The 23,273-nt window shown below is 64.1% G+C and carries 20 protein-coding genes; 7 read left to right on the top strand and 13 right to left on the bottom strand.

Features of this window, described 5'->3' with window-relative positions:
- Positions 1–155 precede the first annotated feature (155 nt).
- Positions 156–1,067, bottom strand: a complete 912-nt coding sequence (locus AC5ZGW_RS35215; RefSeq protein WP_130229203.1) for a LysR family transcriptional regulator — start codon at positions 1,065–1,067, stop codon at positions 156–158.
- Between the two features lie 143 nt (positions 1,068–1,210).
- Between AC5ZGW_RS35215 and AC5ZGW_RS35210 the strand changes: the two genes are divergently transcribed.
- Together AC5ZGW_RS35210 and AC5ZGW_RS35205 are read left to right on the top strand one after the other, a co-directional pair.
- Positions 1,211–2,362 (top strand): HlyD family secretion protein, encoded by a 1,152-nt coding sequence (locus AC5ZGW_RS35210; RefSeq protein ID WP_130229202.1) that lies wholly within the window; start codon positions 1,211–1,213, stop codon positions 2,360–2,362.
- A 91-nt stretch (positions 2,363–2,453) separates the two neighbouring features.
- The gene (locus AC5ZGW_RS35205) at positions 2,454–4,067 is read left to right on the top strand and encodes an MDR family MFS transporter (protein WP_130229201.1); all 1,614 of its coding nucleotides are present in this window, start codon (positions 2,454–2,456) and stop codon (positions 4,065–4,067) included.
- A 117-nt stretch (positions 4,068–4,184) separates the two neighbouring features.
- Here the strand turns inward: AC5ZGW_RS35205 and AC5ZGW_RS35200 are convergent, their stop codons facing one another.
- The 5 genes from AC5ZGW_RS35200 to AC5ZGW_RS35180 all read right to left on the bottom strand — a co-directional run bounded on the left by AC5ZGW_RS35200 (position 4,185) and on the right by AC5ZGW_RS35180 (position 8,710).
- On the bottom strand, positions 4,185–5,042 hold the full coding sequence (locus tag AC5ZGW_RS35200; RefSeq protein WP_028168053.1) for a D-amino-acid transaminase: 858 nt from the start codon (positions 5,040–5,042) through the stop codon (positions 4,185–4,187).
- Positions 5,043–5,242: 200 nt separating this feature from the next.
- Positions 5,243–5,974, bottom strand: coding sequence for an amino acid ABC transporter ATP-binding protein (locus AC5ZGW_RS35195; protein WP_130229200.1), 732 nt, complete (start codon positions 5,972–5,974; stop codon positions 5,243–5,245).
- 185 nt (positions 5,975–6,159) lie between these two features.
- Entirely contained in the window at positions 6,160–6,852 is a 693-nt protein-coding gene (locus tag AC5ZGW_RS35190; RefSeq protein WP_028168055.1) for an amino acid ABC transporter permease, read from the bottom strand.
- 1 nt (position 6,853) lies between these two features.
- Positions 6,854–7,585 carry an amino acid ABC transporter permease gene (locus AC5ZGW_RS35185; RefSeq protein WP_028168056.1) on the bottom strand — a complete coding sequence of 244 codons (732 nt, stop codon included), beginning with the start codon at positions 7,583–7,585 and terminating at the stop codon, positions 6,854–6,856.
- 213 nt (positions 7,586–7,798) lie between these two features.
- Positions 7,799–8,710, bottom strand: coding sequence for an amino acid ABC transporter substrate-binding protein (locus tag AC5ZGW_RS35180; RefSeq protein WP_130229199.1), 912 nt, complete (start codon positions 8,708–8,710; stop codon positions 7,799–7,801).
- Positions 8,711–9,102: 392 nt separating this feature from the next.
- Here AC5ZGW_RS35180 and budC point away from each other — a divergent pair, with 392 nt between their 5' ends.
- Entirely contained in the window at positions 9,103–9,873 is a 771-nt protein-coding gene (gene budC / locus AC5ZGW_RS35175; RefSeq protein ID WP_130229198.1) for a meso-2,3-butanediol dehydrogenase, read from the top strand.
- A 38-nt stretch (positions 9,874–9,911) separates the two neighbouring features.
- Here budC and AC5ZGW_RS35170 read toward each other — a convergent pair whose 3' ends face one another.
- Positions 9,912–11,297 (bottom strand): M20 family metallopeptidase, encoded by a 1,386-nt coding sequence (locus AC5ZGW_RS35170; protein ID WP_130229197.1) that lies wholly within the window; start codon positions 11,295–11,297, stop codon positions 9,912–9,914.
- Between the two features lie 151 nt (positions 11,298–11,448).
- Here AC5ZGW_RS35170 and AC5ZGW_RS35165 point away from each other — a divergent pair, with 151 nt between their 5' ends.
- Together AC5ZGW_RS35165 and AC5ZGW_RS35160 are read left to right on the top strand one after the other, a co-directional pair.
- Positions 11,449–12,075: a carboxymuconolactone decarboxylase family protein gene (locus AC5ZGW_RS35165; RefSeq protein WP_207231117.1), complete on the top strand. Its 627-nt coding sequence runs from the start codon at positions 11,449–11,451 to the stop codon at positions 12,073–12,075.
- Positions 12,076–12,129: 54 nt separating this feature from the next.
- Entirely contained in the window at positions 12,130–13,518 is a 1,389-nt protein-coding gene (locus AC5ZGW_RS35160) for an LLM class flavin-dependent oxidoreductase (RefSeq protein ID WP_130229196.1), read from the top strand.
- A 204-nt stretch (positions 13,519–13,722) separates the two neighbouring features.
- Here the strand turns inward: AC5ZGW_RS35160 and AC5ZGW_RS35155 are convergent, their stop codons facing one another.
- The 4 genes from AC5ZGW_RS35155 to AC5ZGW_RS35140 all read right to left on the bottom strand — a co-directional run bounded on the left by AC5ZGW_RS35155 (position 13,723) and on the right by AC5ZGW_RS35140 (position 19,029).
- A complete protein-coding gene (locus AC5ZGW_RS35155) occupies positions 13,723–15,387 on the bottom strand; it encodes a thiamine pyrophosphate-binding protein (protein WP_130229195.1) in 1,665 nt (554 codons plus the stop codon).
- A 200-nt stretch (positions 15,388–15,587) separates the two neighbouring features.
- Positions 15,588–16,070: a GFA family protein gene (locus tag AC5ZGW_RS35150; RefSeq protein WP_028168063.1), complete on the bottom strand. Its 483-nt coding sequence runs from the start codon at positions 16,068–16,070 to the stop codon at positions 15,588–15,590.
- Positions 16,071–16,181: 111 nt separating this feature from the next.
- Positions 16,182–17,309, bottom strand: coding sequence for an alkene reductase (locus AC5ZGW_RS35145; protein WP_028168064.1), 1,128 nt, complete (start codon positions 17,307–17,309; stop codon positions 16,182–16,184).
- A 223-nt stretch (positions 17,310–17,532) separates the two neighbouring features.
- Positions 17,533–19,029 (bottom strand): aldehyde dehydrogenase family protein, encoded by a 1,497-nt coding sequence (locus AC5ZGW_RS35140; protein ID WP_130229194.1) that lies wholly within the window; start codon positions 19,027–19,029, stop codon positions 17,533–17,535.
- 219 nt (positions 19,030–19,248) lie between these two features.
- Between AC5ZGW_RS35140 and AC5ZGW_RS35135 the strand changes: the two genes are divergently transcribed.
- Positions 19,249–20,100, top strand: a complete 852-nt coding sequence (locus tag AC5ZGW_RS35135; protein ID WP_130229193.1) for an SDR family NAD(P)-dependent oxidoreductase — start codon at positions 19,249–19,251, stop codon at positions 20,098–20,100.
- 286 nt (positions 20,101–20,386) lie between these two features.
- Positions 20,387–20,923, top strand: a complete 537-nt coding sequence (locus AC5ZGW_RS35130; RefSeq protein ID WP_496114032.1) for a hypothetical protein — start codon at positions 20,387–20,389, stop codon at positions 20,921–20,923.
- A 44-nt stretch (positions 20,924–20,967) separates the two neighbouring features.
- Here AC5ZGW_RS35130 and AC5ZGW_RS35125 read toward each other — a convergent pair whose 3' ends face one another.
- Together AC5ZGW_RS35125 and AC5ZGW_RS35120 are read right to left on the bottom strand one after the other, a co-directional pair.
- Positions 20,968–22,167 carry a hypothetical protein gene (locus AC5ZGW_RS35125; protein ID WP_130228439.1) on the bottom strand — a complete coding sequence of 400 codons (1,200 nt, stop codon included), beginning with the start codon at positions 22,165–22,167 and terminating at the stop codon, positions 20,968–20,970.
- Entirely contained in the window at positions 22,164–23,216 is a 1,053-nt protein-coding gene (locus tag AC5ZGW_RS35120; RefSeq protein ID WP_474419215.1) for a hypothetical protein, read from the bottom strand. Before AC5ZGW_RS35120 ends, AC5ZGW_RS35125 begins: the two co-directional genes overlap by 4 nt.
- Positions 23,217–23,273 lie beyond the last annotated feature (57 nt).

Raw genomic sequence — 23,273 nt, 5'->3', positions numbered from 1 at the left:
AAGCGAGACCCCGGCGAGCGGATGACGCAAAAAGGGATTGACTGAGCAAGGCCCGTTACAGAAGGGTGGGCAAAGCGCAGCGTGCCCACCGTCCATCCACCACCACCCGTGAATGGTGGGCACGCTGCGCTTTGCCCACCCTACGCTTCCCAATACTACGAATAGGGGTCGATCAGCTTCTGCTGCTCGGCGCTGTGGTTGACCAGCATGTCGATGAAGGTCCGCACCTTCGCCGATAGATGATGGCGATGTGGATAGACCGCGTTCAACGAAAGCTCGACGGGCCGGTATTCCGGCAGCAGGCGGACCAGCCGTCCGGCTTCGAGATCGCCGTGAACCAGGAAGCCCGCTGCGAGGCAGATGCCGGCCCCCTGCAGCGCCGCCATGCGCAGCGCCTCGCCGCTGTTCGTGGTGAACCGGCCGGATACCTTCACTGATGCCGGCGCGCCGGTGCGGTCGATGAACCGCCACTCGTCCTGGTACGGATAGTTTACGTGCCGCACGCAATCGCGCTCGCTGAGCTCGGCAAGCTCATGCACCGCGCCGTGCCGTTCGATGTAGTCGTGGGAGCAGCACAGCACGTGGCGCCAGGTGGCGAGACTGCGCACGATCAGGCTTGAATCCGGCGGCCGGATCATGCGCACGGCCACGTCAAAGCCCTCGTCGATCATGTCGACCGTGCGCTCGCCCATCGAGAGATCGACCCTGACCTCCGGGTAGGTCTTCAGGAATTCGGCGACGACGGGCGCGACATAGGGCACCGTGTGGGTATGGGTATAGACGCGCAGCGTGCCGCGCGGCGTCGAATGCAGCGCGCCGGCGATGTCGTCGGCTTGCTCGATGTCGGCGAGGATCTGCACGCAGCGGTCGTAATAGGTGCGCCCGACCTCGGTGAGACTCACCTTGCGCGTCGTGCGGTTGAGCAGCCGGACGCCGAGCCGGTCCTCGAGCGCCTGGACGTGGTTGCTGACCATGGTCGTGGACATGTTGAGGCGGCGGCCGGCGGCCGAAAAGCCGCCGCTATCCACCACCCGGACAAAGGCCGTCAGGCTGGTCAACCGGTCCATGCGCGAGTTCCCGATTATTTGCTCTCACTGGATAATCCTTCCAGTTTTGGCGGGATTATCACAGCGCTGGAGAAATCGCATGTATGTCGCGGATTTGGCGCCCTCCCGCCCGGGAGGCGCGCCTAAACGTATTCGGGGTAGCCATGTCGACGACATCCTATGTCACTGATACAAAAGAGAAAATAAGCCTGCGCCCGTCGCGGCTGGTGATCAGGCGGGCGGCATTGGCGCTGGTCGCCGTGCTCGGCGTCGCCGGCATTGCCGATTTCGGCTACGACTATCTCACCACCGGCCGCTACCTCGAATCGACCGATGACGCATATGTGAAGGCCGATTCCACGATCGTCTCGCCGAAGGTCTCCGGCTATATCGCACAGGTGCTGGTCAGCGATAACCAGCCGGTCAAGGCCGCGCAGTTGCTGGCCGAAATCGACGACCGCGATCTCCGCGCCGCGCTCGCCCAGGCCCACGCCGATGTCGAGGCCTCCGAGGCTGCGGTGCGCAACCTCGATGCCCAGCTCGCCCAGCAGCAGCCGATCATCGAGCAGGGCACGGCCGACGTCGCCGCCGCCGAAGCCAATCTGAAATTCGCGCAGGAGGAGCAGGCTCGCTACGAGGGGCTGATGAAGACCGGCTCCGGCACCGTACAGCGCGCGCAGCAGACCGACGCCGCGCTCCGTGCCAACAACGCGCAATTGCAGCACTCCAAGTCCGGCCTGCTCGCCGCCCAGCGCAAGGTCGATGTGCTCACCACCGAACGCGCCAAGGCGGTCGCGCAGCTCGACCGCGCCCGTGCGGTGGAGCAGCAGGCATCGCTGAACCTCAGCTATACGCGGATCACCGCGCCAGTCGACGGCACCGTCGGCGCACGCTCGCTCAGGGTCGGACAATATGTTCAGGCCGGCACGCAGTTGATGGCGGTGGTGCCGCTCGATGCCGTCTACGTCGTCGCCAACTTCAAGGAGACCCAGCTCACGAATGTGCGCAACGGCCAGCCGGTCGAAGTCGAGATCGACAGTTTCCGCGGCACCAAGCTGCGCGGCCATGTCGACAGTCTGTCGCCCGCGAGCGGACTCGAATTCGCGCTGCTGCCGCCGGACAACGCCACCGGCAATTTCACCAAGATCGTGCAGCGCGTGCCGGTCAAGATCGTACTCGATGATATCAGGCTAAAGGGCCTGTTGCGCCCGGGCATGTCCGCAGTGCCGACCGTCGACACCAAGGCCACCGTGCTGGCCGAGCGCGAAGCGAAGAGCCGACTTGCCGCCAGCGCCGCGCGGCCGGACGGAGGCTAGCGGCGAGTTCTCCTCTCCCGCTTGCGGGAGAGGAGTGCAGCATCGATCGCGGAAGCAATTCGGCTTCATCACGCGCTTGCGGACGAGACTAATGACCACGCTACAGCCCACGCTCAACGCCGCGTCCTCCGCGGACCTCAGCCCAAAACCCGCCGCCGCACCGGCTATCCCCGCAAAAATCTGGATCGCGGTGGTCGGCGCCAATCTCGGCGCCTTCATGGCGGTGCTCAACATCCAGATCGTCAACGCCTCGCTGGCGGACATCCAGGGCGCGATCGGCGCCGGCATCGATGACGGCGGCTGGATTTCGACCTCCTATCTGGTCGCCGAGATCGTGGTGATCCCCCTGAGCGGCTGGCTCGCGCAGGTGTTCTCGGTCCGGCGCTATCTCCTGACCAATGCTGTTCTGTTCCTTGTCTTTTCCGCGGCCTGCGCGCTCGCGCACGACCTGCCGCAGATGATCGCGCTGCGCGCCGTGCAGGGTTTCACTGGCGGCGTGCTGATCCCATTGGCGTTCACACTGATCATCGCGCTGCTACCTAAGGCGAAGCAGCCAATCGGGCTCGCCATATTCGCATTGTCGGCGACGTTCGCGCCGGCGATCGGCCCGACCATCGGCGGCTATCTCACCGAGAACTGGGGCTGGCAGTACATCTTCTATGTCAACCTGGTGCCCGGTGCGATCATGGTCGGCATGCTCTATTTCTCGCTGGAAGCAAAACCAATGAAGCTCTCGCTTCTGCGCGAGGGCGACTGGCCCGGCATCATCACCATGGCGATCGGCCTGTCCGCGCTGCAGACGGTGCTGGAAGAGGGCAACAAGGACGACTGGTTCGGCTCGCCCTTCATCGTCCGCCTCTCCGTCATCGCGGCGGTGGCGCTAGTGGCGTTCATCGTGATCGAGCTCACCGCGAACAAGCCGCTGCTCAACCTTCGCCTGCTGCTCCGCCGCAACTTCGGTTTCGGCATGCTGGCCAATTTCCTGCTAGGCACCGCGCTGTACGGCTCGGTGTTCATCCTGCCGCAATATCTGTCACGGATTCAGGGCTACAATGCCGAGCAGATCGGCATGGTGCTGGCATGGACCGGGCTGCCGCAGCTCGTGCTGATCCCGCTGGTGCCACGCCTGATGCAGCGCTTCGACCCGCGCATCATCATCGGCGTCGGCTTCACGCTGTTCGCCGCTTCCAATTTCATGAACATCTATATGACCAATGACTACGCCACCGACCAGTTGTTCTGGCCGAACATCGTGCGCGCCGTCGGCCAGGCGCTGGTGATGGCGCCGCTGTCGGCGGTCGCGACTGCAGGGATCGAGGCCGAGAATGCCGGCTCGGCGTCCGGGCTTTTCAATATGATGCGCAATCTCGGCGGCGCCGTCGGCATCGCGCTGTTGCAGACGCTGCTGACCAAACGTGAGCAGTATCATTCCAACGTGCTGATGCAGTCGGTCTCGCTGCTGGAGCAGGCGACCCGCACGCGGATCGAGCAGCTCACGCAATATTTCATGAGCCATGGCGTCGCCGACCATGCCGATGCCACGCACCGCGCTATCGTCGCAGTCGGCAGGATCGTGCAGAAGCAGGCTTATATCCTGGCCTTCAGCGACACCTTTTACGTGATGGGCGTCGCGCTGATCGTCGCGCTGTTCGCCGCGGCGCTCCTGAAGAAGCCGAATGCGCTGGCCGGCGGCGGCGCGCATTAGGATTGCCGCGCGCACCCCCTCGTCATGCGCGGGCTTGACCCGCGCATCCATCAAAAAAGACTCTTCCGCAGCGAGATGGATTGCCGGGTCAAGCCCGGCAATGACGAGGGTGACATGCTACACCGCGGTCGCCTTGGCGAACTCCACATAGATCTCGCGCAGCCGCTCCGTCATCGGGCCGGGCTTGCCATTACCGACCTTCTTGCCGTCGATGGCGACCACCGCCTGCACGAACAGGCTGGCGCTGGTGATGAAGGCTTCCTTGGCGGCCAGCGCCTCCTCGATCGAGAAGGCGCGCTCCTCGACGCGGAGCTGGCGTTCCTCGGCGAGCGCCACCACGGCCTTACGGGTGCAGCCGGGCAGAATTTCGCTGCCGTTCTGTCGGGTCACGATGACGTCGTCCTGGGTCAGGATGAAGGCAGAGGACGAACCACCCTCGGTGACCTTGCCGTCCTGGATCATCCAGGCCTCGCCGGCGCCGGCTTCGGCGGCCGCCTGCTTGGCCAGCACCTGCGCCAGCAGCGCCACGCTCTTGATGTCGCGCCGCTCCCAGCGGATGTCGGGCACCGTGATCACGTTGATGCCGGTCTTGGCCGAGGGCGCCCCGACGATGTCCTTCTCAGAGGTGAACATCACCAGCGTCGGCCTCACCCCTTTGGGAAAGGCAAAATCGCGGCCGGTATCGGCGCCGCGGGTCACCTCCAGATAGACCATGCCGTTGACGAGCTTGTTGCGCGCCACCAGCTCCTTCTGGATGTCCTGGATCCGCGCGATGGTTTCCGGCAGTTCCAGCCTGATCTCGCCGACCGAGCGCTCCAGTCGCGCCAGATGCGAGGCGTTGTCGACCAGCTTGCCGTCGAGCACGGCGGCCACCTCGTAGATCCCATCGGCGAACAGGAAGCCGCGGTCGAGGACCGACACTTTGGCCTCCGAAAGGGGTACATAGGAGCCGTTGACGTAAGCGATCTTTTCCAAGCGAAGTCTCCCGGACGTAGTGATGCGATGAGGTTTCTATACGCAATTCGTTGATGCCGATAGACCTTCCAGGCCATCAAACCCTCGGCGTCATTCCGGGGCGATGCGCAGCATCGAGCCCGGAATCCATTTCCCCGCCAGCGCAAGCGGCTGAACGGAGTCCGGGCTCACGCTTCGCGTGCCCCGGAATGACGGCGGTATTAATGCTGCAAGATCTTCGACAGGAACTTCTGCGCGCGGTCGCTGCGCGGCTTGCCGAAGAAATCCGCCTTCAGCGCATCCTCGACGATCTCGCCCTGATCCATGAAGATCACGCGATGGGCGACCTTGCTGGCAAAGCCCATTTCATGAGTGACGACCATCATGGTCATGCCCTCGCGCGCGAGGTCGACCATCACGTCGAGCACCTCGCTGATCATTTCCGGATCGAGCGCCGAGGTCGGCTCGTCGAACAGCATCGCGACGGGGTCCATCGCCAGCGCCCGCGCAATCGCGACGCGCTGCTGCTGCCCGCCGGAAAGCTCCGCCGGATATTTCTTTGCGTGCTCCTTCAGCCCGACGCGATCGAGCAGCTTCATCCCCTTTGCCACCGCTTCATCGTGCTTGCGGCCGAGCACTTTCTCCTGCGCCAGGCAGAGATTGTCGATAATCCGCAAATGGGGAAACAGCTCGAAGTGCTGGAACACCATGCCGACCCGCGCGCGCAGCTTCGGCAGGTCGGTCTTGGGATCATTGACCTTGATGCCGTCCAGGATGATCTCGCCGCCCTGGATCGGCTCCAGCGCATTGACGCATTTGATCAGCGTCGACTTGCCCGATCCCGAAGGGCCACAGACCACCACGACCTCGCCCTTGGCGACGCTGGTGGTGCAGTCCTTCAGCACCTGGAAGGTCGGCCCGTACCATTTGTTGACGTGGCGAAGTTCGATCATGCCTGGCTCAACTGTTGCCGCGAGATCACCTCTCCCGAAGGGAGACGTCGGCGCGCAGCGCCGGGTGAGGGGTTAAGGTCCCTCGATAGAGCAGAGCCCCTCACCCGGATCGCTTGTGCGATCCGACCTTTCCCTATGGGAGAGGTGAAGAGGTGCGTGCCTCGAAATTTCAACTGCATGACTATCTACCGAACTATGGCGATGCGCGCCTGGAGGCGGCGGACGCCGAAGGAGGCAAGGCAGGAGATGGTGAAATAGACCACTGCCGCGAACAGGTACATCTCGACCAGCCGCCCGTCGCGCTGCGCCACCTTGCTGGCGGCGCCGAGGAAATCCGGGATCGACAGGACGTAGACTAGCGAGGTGTCCTGGAACAGCACGATGGTCTGGGTGAGCAGCACCGGCAGCATGTTGCGGAACGCCTGCGGCAGCACGACGTAGCGCATGCTCTGCGCGTAGGTCAGGCCGAGCGCGCTTGCCGCCGCCGGCTGGCCGCGCGAAATCGACTGGATGCCGGCGCGCATGATCTCGGAGAAATACGCCGCCTCGAACATGATGAAGGTGATCAGCGAGGAGGCGAACGCGCCGACGCTGATCGGGCGCGACGCGCCGGTCAGCCACTGCCCGATATAGGGTACCAGGAAATAGAACCAGAAGATCACCAGCACCAGCGGCAGCGAGCGCATGAAATCGACATAGAGCCCGGCGATGCGGCCGAGCAGCTTGAAGCCGGACAAGCGCATCAGCGCGATCAGCGTTCCAAACACCAACCCGCCCAGCGCCGACAGCGCGGTCAGCGTCAGCGTGAACGTCATGCCGTCGACGAAGAGGTACGGCAGCGAGCGGCGGATGACGTCGAAATCGAAGCTGCCGAGCATGCTATTTCCCCGCGATGTAGCCCGGAATCGCGACCTTGCGCTCCAGGAAGCGCATGCCGGTGACGACGACGATATTGACCAGCAGATACATGATGGTCGCGGCCGTGAAGGCTTCGAACACCTGGAACGAGAATTCCTGCATCGCGCGCGCCTGCCCGGTCAATTCGATCAGCCCGATGGTGATCGCCACCGCCGTGTTCTTCACGGTGTTGAGGAATTCGGAGGTCAGCGGCGGCAGGATGATGCGATAGGCCATCGGCAGCAGCACGTAGCGATAGGTCTGTGCCGTCGTCAGCCCGAGCGCGGTCGCCGCCTGCTTCTGGCCCCGCGGCAGCGAGGCGATACCGGCGGCAAGCTGCACGGCAACGCGCGCCGACATGAACAGCCCGACGCCGATCGAAGCCGTCCAGAACGGCGCGTTCGGCATTTGCTTCAGCCACAGTCCCGCCGCGCGCGGCAACAGTTCCGGCAGCACGAAGAACCACAGGAAGAGCTGCACCAGCAGCGGCATGTTGCGGAAGAATTCGACATAACAGAAGCCGATCCAGCCTGCGACCTTCGACGGCAGCGTGCGCAGCACGCCAACCACCGAGCCGAACACCAGCGCGATGATCCAGGCCGTGAGCGCGGTCTTGATCGTCAGCGCCAGCCCCGACAGCAGCATGTCGAGATAGGTGCCACTGCCGGTCGGGTTCGGCTCGAAGAAAATCTGCCAGTTCCAGTGATAGTTCAAAGCTCCCCCGTTCCGCGATACGCCCGGCCCGCCCATGCAATGGCCGGGCCAAGGATGGCCGGCCAGCCGCTGTTTCCCCTCATCCTGAGGAGCTTGCGCAGCAAGCGTCTCGAAGGATGAGGCCACGGTCGGGCCTCATGGTTCTCCCGGCGATGCGAAGCATCGTCCCGAGACGCGCTACGCGCTCCTCACCATGAGGGTCTAAAGCTGCGTTTACTTATACGAATCCGGGTCCGGCGAGTCCGAGGGCTTGGCGAACTCGTTCTTCAGCTCCGCAGCGATCGGCGTATTCAGGTTCAGCCCTTTCGGCGGGATCTTCTGCGTGAACCATTTGTCGTAGATCTTCTGTCCCTCGCCGCCGGTGTAGAGCGCGGCAGTCGCCGCATCGACCACCTTCTTGAAGGCCGGGTCGTCCTTGCGCAGCATGATGCCGTAAGGCTCCGGCTTCGAGAATGCGTCCTTCGAGATCACGTAATCGTCGGGCGTTTTCGACCCCGCAACCAGACTTGCGAGCAGGATATCGTCCATCACGAAGGCGACCGCGCGGTCGGTTTCGACCATCAGGAACGCTTCCGCGTGGTCCTTGGCCGGGATGATGTTGACGTTGAGCCCGCGCGCGGCGTTGGCCTCGGTGAGCTGCTTGATGTTGGTGGTGCCCGCGGTCGACACCACGGCCTTGCCCTTGAGATCGTCGATCGAATTGAGCTTGCTCGACTTTTTCGAGACGTAGCGGCTCGCGGTGAGGAAATGGGTGTTGGTGAAGGAAATCTGCTTCTGCCGCTCGGCGTTGTTAGTGGTAGAGCCGCATTCGAGATCGATGGTGCCGTTGGCGAGCAGCGGAATGCGGGTCGATGACGTCACCGGATTGAGCTTCACCTCGAGCTTGTCGAGCTTCAGTTCCTTTTTCACCGCGTCGACGATCTTGTGGCAGATGTCCATCGCATAGCCGATCGGCTTCTGGTTGTCGTCGAGATAGGAGAAGGGGATTGAGGAGTCGCGGTGGCCGAGCGTGATCGTGCCGGTCTCCTTGATGTTCTTCAACGTCCCCGTCAGCTCCTGGGCGCCGGCCTCAGCCGCGCCGAGCGCGGCGGCGAGCGCGAAGCCGATCGAAAGAAGGCGTTTCATGCGTAGTTCTCCTCGTTTGGATAGGTTCGATTGTGTCAGAATGTCCGTCAGCCGCATTTGGTCGGACGGCGCGGCAACGCCGCGACGGCGGCATGGCTCGCATCCGAGATGACGTCATATGGCTCAAGCAGGTGTCCCCAACGTGCCCGGCGATGGCTGCCGCCATGATGGCCTGAAGTCCGGACAGTCGCAAGGTACCCGCGGCGGTGCACTTTAGTCGCACCCGCTAGCGCCTCGTCGAGAGCGCTCCGCCTCCGCGCAGTCGATTCGTAGTCTCGTCGCCGTGACCGCCTTCAAATGTAGCCAAGAATGTCTCCGCTGAAATACAACTGCAATCGAAGCTCCCCAGCATCCGCCGACGCATCGATCGCATCAGGTGGAGTTCACGAGCTATGTCCCGAAGGTTCGACGGCAAGGTAGTCATCGTCACCGGCGCCGGCAGTGGTATCGGCGCTGCGACCGCACGCCGATTTCATGAGGAAGGAGCGATCGTCGTCCTGAACGGACGCCGGGCGTCCAAATTGCAGGACGTCGCCGCAACCTTGACAGCCGACCGCTGCATGATCCGGCCGGCTGATGTCTCCAACGCGAATGCGGTTGAAGACCTCGTCACCGATGTCGTCCGCAGGCTCGGCAGGATCGACATTGTCGTCAACAACGCGGGAACGGGAACTGCCGGGGCTTTCCTCGATCTGCCCACTCAGAATTGGCGCGAGGTCTTCGCGGTCAACGTCGATGGGGTCTTCAACGTAACGCGGGCGACGCTTGCTCATCTTATCGAGAGCAAGGGCTCGATCATCAACGTGTCATCCATTTCGGGGCTTGGCGGCGATCGCGGGCTCAACTTTTACAACGCCACAAAAGGCGCGGTCAGCAATCTCACGCGGAGCCTGGCCCTCGAATTTGCCCCAAAAGGCGTGCGCATCAACGCGGTCTGTCCAGGCACCATATTCACCGACCTGACGAGGCGCGTCTTCGAACACTTCCCTGACGTGCTTCAGCGGCTAGAAGAACGCATTCCCCTGGGACGGGCAGCCCAGCCGGAAGAGGTTGCCGGTGTCATCGCGTTTCTTGCCAGTGAGGATGCGAGCTTTGTCAATGGCGTAAACTTGGCGATCGATGGCGGCGTCGGCGCATCGACGGGCTCGGCACCCTTTATATAGACCGTCCTATGCGGACTCGCTTGGTGCGTCGGCTGCGATCACAGCGCCCGCGCCATCTCGCCGAGATCCCAGAACAGGCCGGCCATGATCGTGAGCGCTTCTTCCGTCACCGGCAGCAGAATGTGCTCGTCGGGTGCGTGCTGCGAGCAGCCGGGATAGGAATGCGGCACCCAGATCGTGGGCAAGCCGAGACCTTCCGAAAATACGTCGTTCGGCAGCGAGCCGCCGAAATTCGGCAGCACCGCCGGCGCCTTGCCGGTGGTGTTGCGGATCGATGTCGCGGTCCAGTCGATCCAGGGACTGTCCATGTCGGTCCGCGACGCCGCAAATCGTTGCGCGCCGCTGACCTCGACCATCGGGAAACCATTGGCATGGAGATGCGCGCGCACGGCATCGACGACCTTGTCGATCTTCGTGCCGACAACGAAGCGAAGCTGCAGCACGGCATTCGCCTTCCCCGGGATCGCATTCGCCGGGCTTGCGATATTGCCCGCTGACAGCGCCAGCACTTCCAGCGTGTTCCAGGCGTAGAGCCGCTCGGCGGGCGACAGCCCTTCCTCGCCCCAGTCCGGCGACAGCGCCGGCTCATCCGCGCCCGGCTCGACCTTCACATCCGCCAGCGCCGCGCGGACCCGGTTCGAGATCGGCGGCGGCTTCAAGGCTTCCAGTTTCATCCGGCCCTTGGCGTCGACCAGGCTCGCAATCGCGTTCGCCAGGATGGTGGCGGGATTGGCGAGCACACCGCCCCAATTGCCGGAATGATGCCCGCCCTCGCGCAGGTTGACATCGAGATGGATGCGGTTGCCGCCGCGGCAGCCGAGGAAGATCGTGGGCCGTTCGGCCGAAAGCCGCGGCCCGTCGGATGCCAGGAACAGGTCGGCCTTGAGTTCCTCACAATAGGCTTCGCAGACCGTTCGCAGGTCGGGCGAGCCGATCTCCTCCCCGGTCTCGATGATGAACTTTACGTTGAAGCCGAGCCTGCCGCCGCGGGTCTCCCGCACCGCACGCAGCGCCGCGATATTGATGCTGTGCTGGCCCTTGTTGTCTGCGGTGCCGCGGCCATAGACGCGGTCGCCCTTGATGGTGGTCTTCCAGGGATCGAGATTGTCGCGCCATTCGCCGATCATGCCGTCGACGACATCGCCATGGCCGTAGGTGAGCACGGTCGGGCGCGAGGCGTCCTCGATATATTCGGCCACGAGATACGGGCCCTTGCCTGTCGGCGATTCGATCAGGCGAGTCTTGAAGTCGAGTTCGGCGAGCGCAGGCTGCAGATTCTCCGTGAGATAGGCGCGCAGCGCGTCACCGCTGCCAGGATTTTGGCTTTCCGTGCGATAGCCGACCCGCTTGTCGAGCTCGCGCAGGAACTCGCCAGAGTGAAATTGCGCGCGCACCCGCGCGATCGCGTCAGCCCTGTCAGCCATGATCTGCCTTTCCCGCAACCAACTGCCCACCTCTTATAGGGATATCGCGGCGGCTGGAAGACGCCCGAATAAAGCTTGCCAACGCTCGCCAAGCTGCAACAATTTCCGCGCAGTCCGGCGTCCGTCCGGACATCAAATAGGGAGGTCATCCATGAAAACGATCCTGCGCGTCTCGGCACTTTGCATCCTGTTCACCGGCGTCGCACCGGCCGCGACCGGCGAGCGCTTTCCGGAGATCCCGCTGGAGAAGATGACCCCTGCCCAGCGCACGGTCGCGGATGCCATCATGTCCGGCCCGCGCAAAGGCATGAGCGGACCGTTCAATGCCTGGTTACGCAGCCCGGAACTCGCGGACCGCTTGCAGAAGGTCGGCGAATATCTCCGTTTCAACACCTCGCTCGACAAGCGCGTCAACGAGATGGCGATCATCATGACCGCGCAATATTGGGGCTCGCAATATGAGTGGTATGCGCACGCGCCGCTCGCGCTGAAGGCGGGGCTCGATCCGAAGATCGTCGCGGCGCTCGGTGCCGGCCGCAAGCCCGAAAACATGAAGGAGGATGAAGCGATCGTCTGGGAGTTCACTACCCAGCTCCGCCGTGACCATGGCGTCGACGATGCCATCTACCAGAAAGCGGTTGCAAAATTCGGCGAACAGGGCGTGATGGATTTGGTCGCGGTGAACGGCTATTACGATGTGGTGTCGATGACGCTCAACGTCGCGCATGTCATGCCGCCGGCCGGTGAGGAACTGCCGTTCGGGCAGGCCGGACGATAAATTTCTTCCACGCTTTGGCGCGGCAGCGATGCCGCGCTTCTCGGGTTGCCCACGATGACAAAACAAATCCGGCTCAACGCCTTTGCCATGAACTGCGTGGCGCATCAGTCGCCGGGATTGTGGACCCATCCGCGCGACCGCACCGCGGAGTATAACCGCCTGCCGTACTGGCTCGATCTCGCCAAGACTCTGGAGCGCGGCCGGTTCGACGGCCTGTTCCTCGCTGATGTGCTCGGCGTCTACGACGTGTTCGGCGGCGGCCCGGAGGCCGCGCTGCGCAACGCCGCGCAGACGCCGGTGAACGATCCCCTGCTGCTGGTTCCGGCGATGGCCGCGGTGACGAAGCATCTCGGCTTCGGCGTCACCAGCAATCTCTCCTTCGAGCCACCCTACACATTCGCCCGCCGGATGTCGACGCTTGACCACCTGACCGAAGGCCGCGTCGGCTGGAACGTGGTGACCGGCTATCTCGACTCGGCCGCGCGCGGCGCCGGCAAGGACAAGCAGACGGCGCATGACGACCGCTACGACGTCGCCGACGAGTATATGGAAGTGGTCTACAAGCTCTGGGAAGGGTGCTGGGAAGACGACGCTGCGATCCGCGATCGCGCGCATAGCATCTTCGTCGATCCCGCCAAGGTGCATCCCGTCAAGCACGAGGGGAAGAATTATCGCCTCAACGCGCTGCATTTGAGCGAGCCGTCGCCGCAGCGCACGCCGGTGCTTTATCAGGCCGGCACGTCGCCACGCGGCCGGCAGTTCGCCGCCGAGCACGCCGAATGCGTATTCATGTCGGGACCGTCGGCCAAGGTGATCGCGCCGCGAGTCTCCGCCATCCGTGAGCTTGCCGCCCAGAAGGGCCGGAATCCGGCCGAGATCCTGATGTTCAGCATGATGACCGTCATCCTCGGCCGCACCGAGGCCGAAGCAAACGCGAAATATGCCGACTATCGCAGCCACATCAGCCATGAGGGCGCACTGACGTTGATGTCCGGCTGGACCGGCGTCGATTTCTCGACCTACGACCTCGACCAGGAGGTGCGCCATGTCCATAACGACGCCGGCCGCACCGCGATGGACAACATCACCCGCGCCGATCCCGATCGCATCTGGACCGTGCGCGAGGTCGCCGAGCATGTCGGCATCGGCGGCATCGGCCCGGTCGTGGTCGGCACACCGGAAAAGGTCGCCGATGACATCGAGCGCTGGTTCGAGCAGACCGACGTCGATGGCCTAAACGTCGCGTTTGCGATCTCGCCCGACGATTTCGAGGACATCGCCGACATGCTGGTGCCGGAATTGACCCGCCGCGGCCGATACAAGCAGGACTATGCACAAGGCACGCTGCGGGAGAAATTGTTCGGCACGGGCCGCGCGCGGCTGACGGACGAGCACCCCGCGAGTCGCTACCGCATCAAGCCGCACGCGACGGCAGCGGAGTAGGACTGACAGCCCCTCACACCGTCATTGCGAGGAGCGAAGCGACGAAGCAATCCACGCTTCCGCAAGCGGCGCAATGGATTGCTTCGCTTCGCTCGCAATGACGACGAAGAATCGTAGGGTGGGCAAAGCAGAGCGTGCCCACCGTCAAGCACTCCACTCGTAATGGTGGGCACGCTTCGCTTTGCCCACCCTACGACTCGTGGCTCAATTCACCGAATTACTGACCACCACCTCGATCAGCTTCGTACCCGGCCGGCCGAATGTGGACCGCATCGCGCCCTTGAGTTCGCGGGGATCGGTGATCCGTATCGCTTCCAATCCAAGCGACTTCGCAACGCCAGTAAAATCAACCGGCGGGTCGACGAAATCCATGCCGACATAATGATCGTCGCCGTGAAAGGCGAGGAGGCGCTGCTTGATGATGCGGTAGCCGCCATTGTTGACGATGACGAACGTCAGCGGCAGCTTGTGGTTGGCCGCGGTCCACAGCGACTGGATCGAATACATCGCGCTGCCGTCGCCGGAGAAGCACACCACCGGTCGCTGCGGATTGGCGAGGCTGACGCCGACCGATGCCGGCAATCCCCAGCCGATGCCGCCGGAGGCGAGCGCGTGATAGCCATAGCGGTCGCGGTGCGGGCGCAGCGCGATCATCTGGCGCGACGAGGTCAGGCCTTCATCGACCAGGATCGCATTATCAGGCATTGCCTCGACAACCTGCAGCGCCAGCCAGTCCGGATCGATCGGCGAGGTGCCCTCGGCTTTCGAGATCTGGTCGACCAGCGCCTTGCGCTTCGCGGCCCAGTTTTTTGACGCCAGCGCCGCAACGCCCTGCTTTGCCCGCGCCTCCAGCGCGCCGCCGCCGGCTGCTTTCAGCGCCGGGATCAACGCGCGCAGGGTTTCCTTCACGTCAGCCTTCAGCGCGATCTCCGCGCCGTAGTTCTTGGCGAGGTCCCAGTCGACCAGGCCGACCTGCACGATCCCGAGCCCATCCGGCAGCGGATCGATCTCGCTATAGACCGACATCCGCAAGGGATCGCCGCCGAGTGCGATGATGAGGTCGTAGGGCGCGAGGGTCTCGCGCGCAAGTTTCTGAACCCGAGCGATCGCGCCCATGAAGCACGGGCTTTCGGAGAGGAAGTGCGCGCCATAGGGCGTCGAAGATTGATAGGCCGGCGCGCCGAGCGTTTCCGCGAGTTCGGCGGCTTCCTGCAGCGCATCGCTCTTGACGATCTCATCGCCGGTGACGATCACCGGCCGCTCGGCTTTGAGGATGCGCGCGACCAGCGCCTGCAGCGATTCATCTGACGGCTTCACCCGCGTGTCGACGCGGGTCGCCCGGCCGAGCTCGATGCCGGCTTCGGAATTGAGGATATCGCCGGGCAGCGAGATGAACACCGGTCCGGTCGGCGGCGTGGTCGCGACTTTGGCGGCGCGGCGCACGATGCGCGGCAGATCCTCCAGTCGCGTCACCTCGACCGCCCATTTCACCAGCGGCTCCGCCATCTGCACCAGCGGCCCATAAAGCACCGGCTCCGTCAAGCCGTGGCCCTGCTCCTGCTGGCCGGCAGTGAGGATCAACGGCGTGCCGGTGAATTTGGCGTTGAACAGCGAGCCCATCGCGTTGCCGAGACCGGGCGCGACATGGACGTTGCAGGCGACGAGCTTGCCGGAGGCGCGGCTGAATCCGTCGGCCATCGCCACCACCAGGCTCTCCTGCATCGCCATCACATAGGTGAGGTCGGGATGGTCTTTCAGCGCATGCATGATCGGCAATTCGGTGGTACCGGGATTGCCGAACAGATGCGTGATGCCCTCGTCCTTCAACAGCGCCAGGAACGCCGAACGCCCGGTAATGCGATTCTTCATGTCTCCTCCTACCCTCGGGCTCATTGGCGCGCGGGATGAGGCATCATGACCAAACTTGCACGCCCCGAGCAATCGCGCCTGCGCTCATGGCTGCCTTGCGATGTAGCGCCGTAGGACCGTAGCCCGGATGGAGCGCAGTGTAATCCGCGGAGCCACGGGCGAACCCGGGTTGCGCTGCGCTCCACCCGGGCTACGAAAATTCAAAACATCCCCTCGCGATCGGGGCGCTTCTTCTTTTTCGAGCGATGCCAGACCACGCCGGGATAACCCTTCAATGGCACCAGCGGTTCGCCGGTATAGGCCCACTCCTGCAGCTCTTCGATCGCGACGTGATAGAGCGGCTGCCGCCCGGTACGGCCCAGGAACAGCGCGCGCGGAATGTTCACCATGTGCGGCGAGCGAGCGCGCTCGTAAAATAGAGGCGTCCCGCAGGTCGCGCAGAAGCTGCGCACGGTCTTCGTCGCGTCATCCTCGTAGCGCGTGATCGCATCCTTCCCCGCGACGATGCGGAACCGCTTGCGCCAGCTCCCGACATAGGTCGCATAGGCCGCCCCATGCGCGCGGCGGCTCGGCGCGGAATGATCATGCCAGGCCCAGCGCGCCGGCACGTCGATCTCAAGCCGAACTGCGCCGCACAGGCATTGGCCCGACGCGATCCCTCCTGCAGCGGCTGCTTTGGCCATTGTCGCTCCTCGTTTTCCTCGTCATTGCGAGGAGCGGAAGCGACGAAGCAATCCATCTCTCCACGCGCGGAACCATGGATTGCTTCGCTACGCTCGCAATGACGGCGGTGTTTACGCCTGCGCCATCTCGTCGTGCACGGGATAATCCGTATATCCCTTCTCCTCGCCGCCGTAGAACGTCGCGCGATTATACGGTGTGATCGGATAGCTGCGCTGCAGGCGGCGCGGCAGGTCCGGATTGGAGATGAAGATGCGGCCGAAGGCGATCGCATCCGCGTGTCCCGCAGCGATTGCGGCATCCGCGGTCTCGCCGGTGAAGCCGCCGGCGGTGATCAGGACGCCGCTCCACATCGGGCGATACAGCACCATCGCCGAGGGCACGTTCTGGTGATTGACCTCGGCGCGGCCGGCGCCGGAGGAACGCGGCTCGATGAAGTGCAGATAGGCGAGCCCGAGCGGATCGAGCTGCTTGATGGCGTGGCTGTAGAGCGGCATCGGGTCCGCCTCGCCACTGCCATTGGCGATGCCGTAAGGCGACAGCCGCACCCCGACGCGGTTCGCGCCCCAGACCTCGACCACGGCCCTGGTCACGTCCATCAGGAAGCGCACGCGGTTCTCGATCGACCCGCCATACTGGTCGGTGCGCAGGTTGCTGCGCGATTGCAGGAACTGCTCGATCAGATAGCCGTTGGCGCCGTGGATCTCGACGCCGTCGAAGCCGGCTTTCAGTGCGTTCCTCGCGCCCTCGCGATAGGCCTCGATGACGCCGGGAATCTCGCTCGTCTCGAGCGCGCGCGGCGTCTCGTAATCGACCACCTTGCCGTCCGCCGTCATCGCCTTGAACTCGGAGGAGATCGCCACCGCTGATGGCGCGACCGGCAGCGCGCCGCCGGGCTGGAACGAGGAATGCGAGACGCGGCCGACATGCCAGAGCTGCAGGAAGATGATGCCGCCCTTGGCGTGCACAGCGTCGACCACTTTCCGCCAGCCGGCAATTTGCTGCTCGCTGTAGATGCCGGGAATGCCGGGACTGCCGAACCCGGTATTCACCACAGGCGAGGCTTCCGCGATGATCAGCCCACCCGGCGTGGCGCGCTGGGCATAATATTCCACGTTCAGCGGCCGCGGCGCGAGCGACGGTTTTTCCGCGCGCATCCGCGTCAAGGGCGCCATCACCACGCGGTGCTGGAGCTGGTACGGTCCGATCTTGAGAGGAGAGAAAAGCGACGGGAATTTCATGCCTGCCCCGGATTTTGTGTTGTCGTTATCAGCACTATAGGGGAGGCGCGCGCCGCTGAAAAGCAAGTGGCGGCCTATCGCCGATAAGCCGTCATTCCGGGGCGCGCGAAGCGCGAGCTATGATGTGCAATTGCACATCAGAGAATCCATTTATCCACGCAATCTGCGGCCCGATGGATTCCGGGCCTGCGCCTTTGGCGCATCCCGGAATGACGAGGGAGTGTCAGGCCGTCTTGATCCAGACCGCCTTGACGTTGAGATATTCCTCCAAATGCTGCTTGCCGGATTCACGGCCGTAGCCGCTCATCTTGTAGCCGCCGAACGGCACCGCCGGGTCCATCGCCTGGTAGCAGTTGACCCAGACCGAACCGGCGCGCAGCGCGCGCGCAACCTGGTGCGCCTTGCTGACATTGGTGGTCCACACGCCGCTGCCGAGGCCGAACATCGTCGCATTGGCGCGCTGGATCAGTTCATCCGTGTCCTTGAAGGCGATCGCGGAGATGACCGGCCCGAAGATCTCCTCCTGCGCAATGCGCATATTGTCCTGCACATTGGCGAACACCGTCGGCTGCACGAAATAGCCTTTTGCCAATGGCCCTTCGGTCAGCCGCGCGCCGCCGGCAACAGCGCTCGCGCCTTCCTTCTGGCCGATATCGAGATAGTCACTGACACGATCCATCTGCTGTTGCGACACCAGGGGGCCGATCTGCGTGTTCGGGTCGATGCCGTTGCCGACCTGCAGCTTCTTGCCGAATTCGGCGACGCGGCCGACGAACTCGTCATAGACCTTCTGCTCGACGAATAACCGCGTACCGGCGCTGCAGATCTGCCCGGAATTGGCGAACACCGCCATTGCCGCGCCCGGCACCGCCTGGTCGAGATCGGCATCGGCGAACACGATGTCCGGCGACTTGCCGCCGAGCTCGAGCGAGACGCGCTTGAGGTTGCCGGCCGACGCCCGCACGATCGCTTGTCCCGTGACGTGCGAACCGGTGAAGGCGACCTTGTCGACGCCCGGATGTGAGGAGAGCGCCGCGCCTGCGGTCTCGCCGTATCCCGGCACCACATTGACGACACCAGGCGGAATGCCGGCTTCCATGCAGAGCTCCGCGAGCCGCAGCGATGTCAGCGGCGCTTCTTCCGCCGGCTTCAGCACCACCGTGCAGCCGGTCGCGATCGCCGGGCCGATCTTCCAGACCGTCGCCGCCAAGGGCCCGTTCCATGGAATGATCGCGCCGACCACGCCGACCGGCTCCTTCAAGGTGTAGGAGAATATCTCGCCCGGCAGCGAGTTCTCGATGGTCTCGCCATGCAGCGCGGTCGCCTGCCCGGCATAATAACGAAGCATGCCGAGCACGCGCAGGCGGTTGCCGCGGGTGCGGCTGATCGGCGCGCCCATGTCGAGCGTATCGAGCTGCGACAGTTCCTCGAAGTTCTTCTCCACCAGGTCGGCGAGCTTCAAGAGCATGCTCTGCCGCTCGAACGGCTTGACCTTGCTCCACGGGCCCTCGAAGGCACGACGCGCCGCCGCCACCGCGCGGTTGATGTCTTCCGCGTCGCCTTCGGCTACCGTTGCGAGCAATTCGCCGGTCGCGGGATTGTGGGTCTCGAACTTTTTACCGGAGGCCGCATCGACCCATTGGCCGTCGATCAGCATCTTCTTGTAGGAACCGTCCGCGTAGGGGTGACGCGTGATCGGAATTGCCTGTGTGACAGCCATGTTTGCACTCCCTTGATATGGAACGAGATTTATATGACGGGCCTTGCAGGTTTCAGACCCGTTATATGCGGAACTCTACAACGGCGACCCGAATCCGTAAAGCAGCCGGCCTGATCGCGGGCAGCGCGGCAATGAAGACCTCCCATGCACCATCGTGCATGGCACGGCCGCCATGTTAGCCTAGAGATCGCTGCCACGTATTTTTGTCGGAGACAGACCATGCCCCACCCCGCCATGTCGCCAAATCATGTCGCCGTGATCACCGGAGGCGCGTCCGGCATCGGGCTCGCCGCCGCCATGCGCTTCGCCGCTTCGGGCATGAAGGTCTGCGTCGCCGACGTCAGTGCCAACGCTCTCAAGGAAGCCGCCACAAAACTGTCAATGATCGCGCCCGGCGGCGCCGACAGCATCATGACCGAAACCGTCGACGTCAGCCGGTTCGAGGACCTCGTGAAACTGGAAAGCGCGGTGCGACAACGGTTCGGCGGCACCGACATCCTGATGAACAATGCAGGCGTCCAGCCGGGCAGCCAGATGTTCGGTCCGCGCGAGAACTGGCAGCGGATTCTCGGCGTCAATCTGTGGGGCATCATCAACGGCACGCATGCCTTCGTGCCGCGCATGATCGAGCGCGGGCGCGACGGCCTCGTCATCAACACCGGTTCTAAACAGGGCATCACGACGCCTCCGGGCGATCCCGCCTACAACGTATCCAAGGCCGGCGTGAAGGCTTTCACCGAGGCGCTGCAGCATGAATTGCGCAACACGCCGGGCTGCCGGCTGTCAGCGCATCTGCTGATCCCCGGCTTCGTCTTCACCGGCCTGACCGCGCGCGGACGCGCCGAGAAGCCAGCCAGCGCCTGGACGGCGGAGCAGACGATCGACTTCATGATCGAGCGGCTGGACGCGGGCGACTTCTATATCCTCTGTCCCGACAATGATGTGTCGCGGCAGCTCGACGAGCGGCGCATCCTCTGGGCCGTCGGCGACATCGTCGAGAACCGTCCCGCACTGTCGCGCTGGCATCCGGATTATGCGGATGCTTTCGCGGCGTTCGTGAAGGGAAAATAGTCGCCGCCTCATGGATATCGAGCAGCGCTGCAGCGCTCCTCCATGCGAATTCCGGGACCGCGACCGCAGCTTTCGCGCCGCGGTCGCTTTTTCGCCCGCAACAAAGCCGGCGTTTTCATTTCCGATGTAATACCGCGGCGCCGCTCCGACTGCGCCGTTCAATTCTCTCTAAACTGGAATTTAAAGACGCTCGCACGGAGTTGAGAGGTGTGCGCATCGCGATCTCGCAAATGATCGCCACCTCATCATTATCGCGGGGTGGGTGCGATACTGACGGAGTGGTGTAATGTTACGCAAGATGGTTATCGCATTGTTGGCGGCTGCATCGGTTGGTCTTGCGGCAGCGCCGACGGTTGCGTTGGCGCGTGGCGGCGGAGGCGGCGGCGGCCATGGTGGCGGCTTTGGCGGTGGCGGCGGCTTCCACGGCGGCGGTTTTGGTGGCGGCGGCTTTCATGGCGGCGGATTTGGCGGTGGCGGATTCCATGGCGGCTTCGGCGGCGGTGGTTTCCGCGGCGGCTTTGCCGGCGGCGGATTCCACAACGCCTTCGGCGGTATTCATCAGGGCTTCGGCGGATTCCGTGGTGGCGGCTTCCACGGCCGCGGCTTCCATGGACGGCGCTTCGCCTTCGGCACGGGCTTCGGCCTCGGCTTGTACGATCCCTATTATTACGATGACTATGCCTACGACTATCCGTACGGCTATGGCTACCCGTATTACGGCTACAGCGACACCTATTACGACAACGGCAATTGCTATGTCGTGAATCGCCGCGTCCACACCACGCACGGCTGGCGTACACAGCCGACGCAGGTCTGCGGCTGATAGGCGAGCGGAGATCCAAAGAGGCCGGCGGATTTCCGCCGACCTCACACCGTCTCTGGCGTCAGCGCCAGCAACCGCCGCACCAGTGCGAGCGCGGTTTCGGTGGCGGGATCGGCTGATGTGACGGGCACGGCGAGCACGATCAGGTCGACCGGATCATGCGAGAGCACGATCACATGCGTGGCGCTGTTGGCCGCAATCAGCGAGAGCACGCGCTCGACCGCGGGGTCGTCAGGTGGATATCCCCAGGGCGCACCCGACCGGCGCAGCACCCGCTGCGTGGCGAACAATTCCCGCAAGCGCGGCGGATCGTAACTGGCGAGCTCGGCCTCGCGGTAGCGCCGCGCGTGCTCGAAGATCGGATGCCGCGCCAGTTCGGCGATCAATTCGTCACGCGTCCTCGCCGTCGACAGCGCTGCCGCATTCAAGACCCCCGGCTCCTGCGCCTCGAACACCGCGCGCAGCGCATCCGTCATCAGGGCGATCGTGAGCACGCCGGCGACCGCGACCGCGCAGAAGCGCTCGATCTGCGCGGCATCGACATCGCCGGCGATGAAGGCGGCGGCGATGCCGAGCAGCGCCGAGCTGCCAAGCCGCAAGGTCATCAGCGCAAGCCCGTGACGCCGCGTCTCGGCACCGCCCCCTGCGATCAGGATCACGGTCACGGTCAAGAGCGCGCCGATCGCACCGAGCCGGACCGGGATGTCCGGAAACAGCGTGCGGAAATCGGTGATCACGAACGGAATCACGATCAGCGCGCCAGCTGCGAGACGTCCGATGCTGCGGTTTTCCGACGCCATCAGCGAAGCGCGATCGCGGCGCGCGAGCAACAAGGCACAGACGAGAAAGCCCGCAAGCTGGAACAGCGACAACGAAACAGCATAAGCCGTCGTGAACCGGGCAAGCCCGAGCGCGCCGCCAAGGCCGAGCAAGATGCCGCCGAACACCGCCAGCATCTTCACCACGCGCGGCGCATGCCGCCGCAGCATGCCTTCGGTCACGACAAGCGCGCCAAGCGGGATCAGCGCCGCCGGAATGACGCTCAGGCGATCCAGCACATCGCTGCCGCTCCACCACGCCACGCCGCGCACCAGGAACAGGAGCGCGATCACGCCGAGTCCGAACAAGAGGCGCCGCGTCAGCGGGCTGTTCGGGTCGCGCCAGTAGAACGTCATCATCGCGACGCAGAGCCCGATCGCACCGCAGAGATTGACGATGGAATCGGCCACGATCCCGGGATTCATCGGCGCCCATCCTTGTCGCGAGAACGCGGCCGCAGCGAGCCGAACGTGCGCGTGTCATCCAACCAGTGGAAGAACGGCAACACCAGCCGCTGCAACGCCAGCACGGCGGAGGCGGCAATCAGCGCCGGCAGCGAGCCCGCCGGCACCTCGCTCGTGAGATAGCGCCGCGCGCCGGCCAGATCGATGCGGCCGAGCTGCAGCACGTCATCGCCGCGCGCATAGTCGAGCTCGCGAGCGCAGAACTCGCCATAGATCGCATTGCGGTGCTTTGGCGCGATCTCGAAGCTCTTCTTCAGCGCATCCGAGCCGCCGGTGTAGGCATTGGTGATGACGAAGCGCTCTTCGTCAAAGCCGGCCTCGGAACCGACACCAAACACCGCGCGATGACGCGCCATGATCCCGCGCGCGAGCTGCAGGTGCGCAAAACTGCGCCGCGCGCCTGATAGCGGCGACGGGTACACATCGGAAAATGTCTCACAGACCATGCCGACCACCGCCGGCACCTGCGTGACATTGGAAATCCATTTCGGACGCAGCCCGTCGCGCGCAAACAGCACCAGTGCGGTCATGCCATAGAGCACCCAGGACAGCCCCTGCCCGCGCACGTCAGGGTCGACCATCACGAGGCCGAGATGGGTGACGTCGATCGGTGCGCCGTCGAGCTCGACCTCCATCACCGACAGCGCATTGAAGGCGATCGGCCGTCCGGTTCCCTCCTCGGAGATCAACGTGACGATGGCGCGCGCGAGACGCTCTGACTCGCCGGAGAAGATGCCGTAAGTCAAGCTCTCCTGCGGCAGCGTCTTGGCGGCCACGACGCGTAGCTGCGAGACCAGTGCCGCCAATTCCTCCTGCGGCAGCGAGACGCCCGGACGCTCGACGATGCGCGTGCGAAGGCCCGCATGCGTGCGCAAGGTGAGATCGATGTTTGGCTGCGACAACGCCTTGAGCCAGAAGTTGGCGTGGCCGGGCAGGCGCGCCAGTGCCACGCCGGCTTTGCCAAATCTTTCGCGCAAGCGCGAGACCGAGATTCTACTCCAAGACGCCATGCCGCTGCCCGTTGTCGGGCCAGATTACTGCCCTTCGCCCATTAAGGCGCTGTAAGC

It is taken from the genome of Bradyrhizobium sp. Crot121 (genome assembly GCF_059512385.1).
This window is presented reverse-complemented; position numbering and strand designations above follow the sequence as displayed.

Bases quoted from the DNA above. Each gene is read 5' to 3' on its own strand.
- AC5ZGW_RS35135 (WP_130229193.1), top strand. From the start codon at position 19,249: ATGCCCCACCCCGCCATGTCGCCAAATCATGTCGCCGTGATCACCGGA.
- AC5ZGW_RS35190 (WP_028168055.1), bottom strand. From the start codon at position 6,852: ATGCTCGGCAGCTTCGATTTCGACGTCATCCGCCGCTCGCTGCCGTAC.
- AC5ZGW_RS35180 (WP_130229199.1), bottom strand. From the start codon at position 8,710: ATGAAACGCCTTCTTTCGATCGGCTTCGCGCTCGCCGCCGCGCTCGGC.
- AC5ZGW_RS35145 (WP_028168064.1), bottom strand. From the start codon at position 17,309: ATGAAATTCCCGTCGCTTTTCTCTCCTCTCAAGATCGGACCGTACCAG.
- AC5ZGW_RS35205 (WP_130229201.1), top strand. From the start codon at position 2,454: ATGACCACGCTACAGCCCACGCTCAACGCCGCGTCCTCCGCGGACCTC.
- AC5ZGW_RS35150 (WP_028168063.1), bottom strand. From the start codon at position 16,070: ATGGCCAAAGCAGCCGCTGCAGGAGGGATCGCGTCGGGCCAATGCCTG.
- AC5ZGW_RS35160 (WP_130229196.1), top strand. From the start codon at position 12,130: ATGACAAAACAAATCCGGCTCAACGCCTTTGCCATGAACTGCGTGGCG.
- AC5ZGW_RS35120 (WP_474419215.1), bottom strand. From the start codon at position 23,216: ATGGCGTCTTGGAGTAGAATCTCGGTCTCGCGCTTGCGCGAAAGATTT.
- AC5ZGW_RS35130 (WP_496114032.1), top strand. From the start codon at position 20,387: ATGTTACGCAAGATGGTTATCGCATTGTTGGCGGCTGCATCGGTTGGT.
- AC5ZGW_RS35140 (WP_130229194.1), bottom strand. From the start codon at position 19,029: ATGGCTGTCACACAGGCAATTCCGATCACGCGTCACCCCTACGCGGAC.
- AC5ZGW_RS35215 (WP_130229203.1), bottom strand. From the start codon at position 1,067: ATGGACCGGTTGACCAGCCTGACGGCCTTTGTCCGGGTGGTGGATAGC.
- AC5ZGW_RS35210 (WP_130229202.1), top strand. From the start codon at position 1,211: ATGTCGACGACATCCTATGTCACTGATACAAAAGAGAAAATAAGCCTG.
- AC5ZGW_RS35125 (WP_130228439.1), bottom strand. From the start codon at position 22,167: ATGAATCCCGGGATCGTGGCCGATTCCATCGTCAATCTCTGCGGTGCG.
- budC (WP_130229198.1), top strand. From the start codon at position 9,103: ATGTCCCGAAGGTTCGACGGCAAGGTAGTCATCGTCACCGGCGCCGGC.
- AC5ZGW_RS35155 (WP_130229195.1), bottom strand. From the start codon at position 15,387: ATGAAGAATCGCATTACCGGGCGTTCGGCGTTCCTGGCGCTGTTGAAG.
- AC5ZGW_RS35165 (WP_207231117.1), top strand. From the start codon at position 11,449: ATGAAAACGATCCTGCGCGTCTCGGCACTTTGCATCCTGTTCACCGGC.
- AC5ZGW_RS35195 (WP_130229200.1), bottom strand. From the start codon at position 5,974: ATGATCGAACTTCGCCACGTCAACAAATGGTACGGGCCGACCTTCCAG.
- AC5ZGW_RS35170 (WP_130229197.1), bottom strand. From the start codon at position 11,297: ATGGCTGACAGGGCTGACGCGATCGCGCGGGTGCGCGCGCAATTTCAC.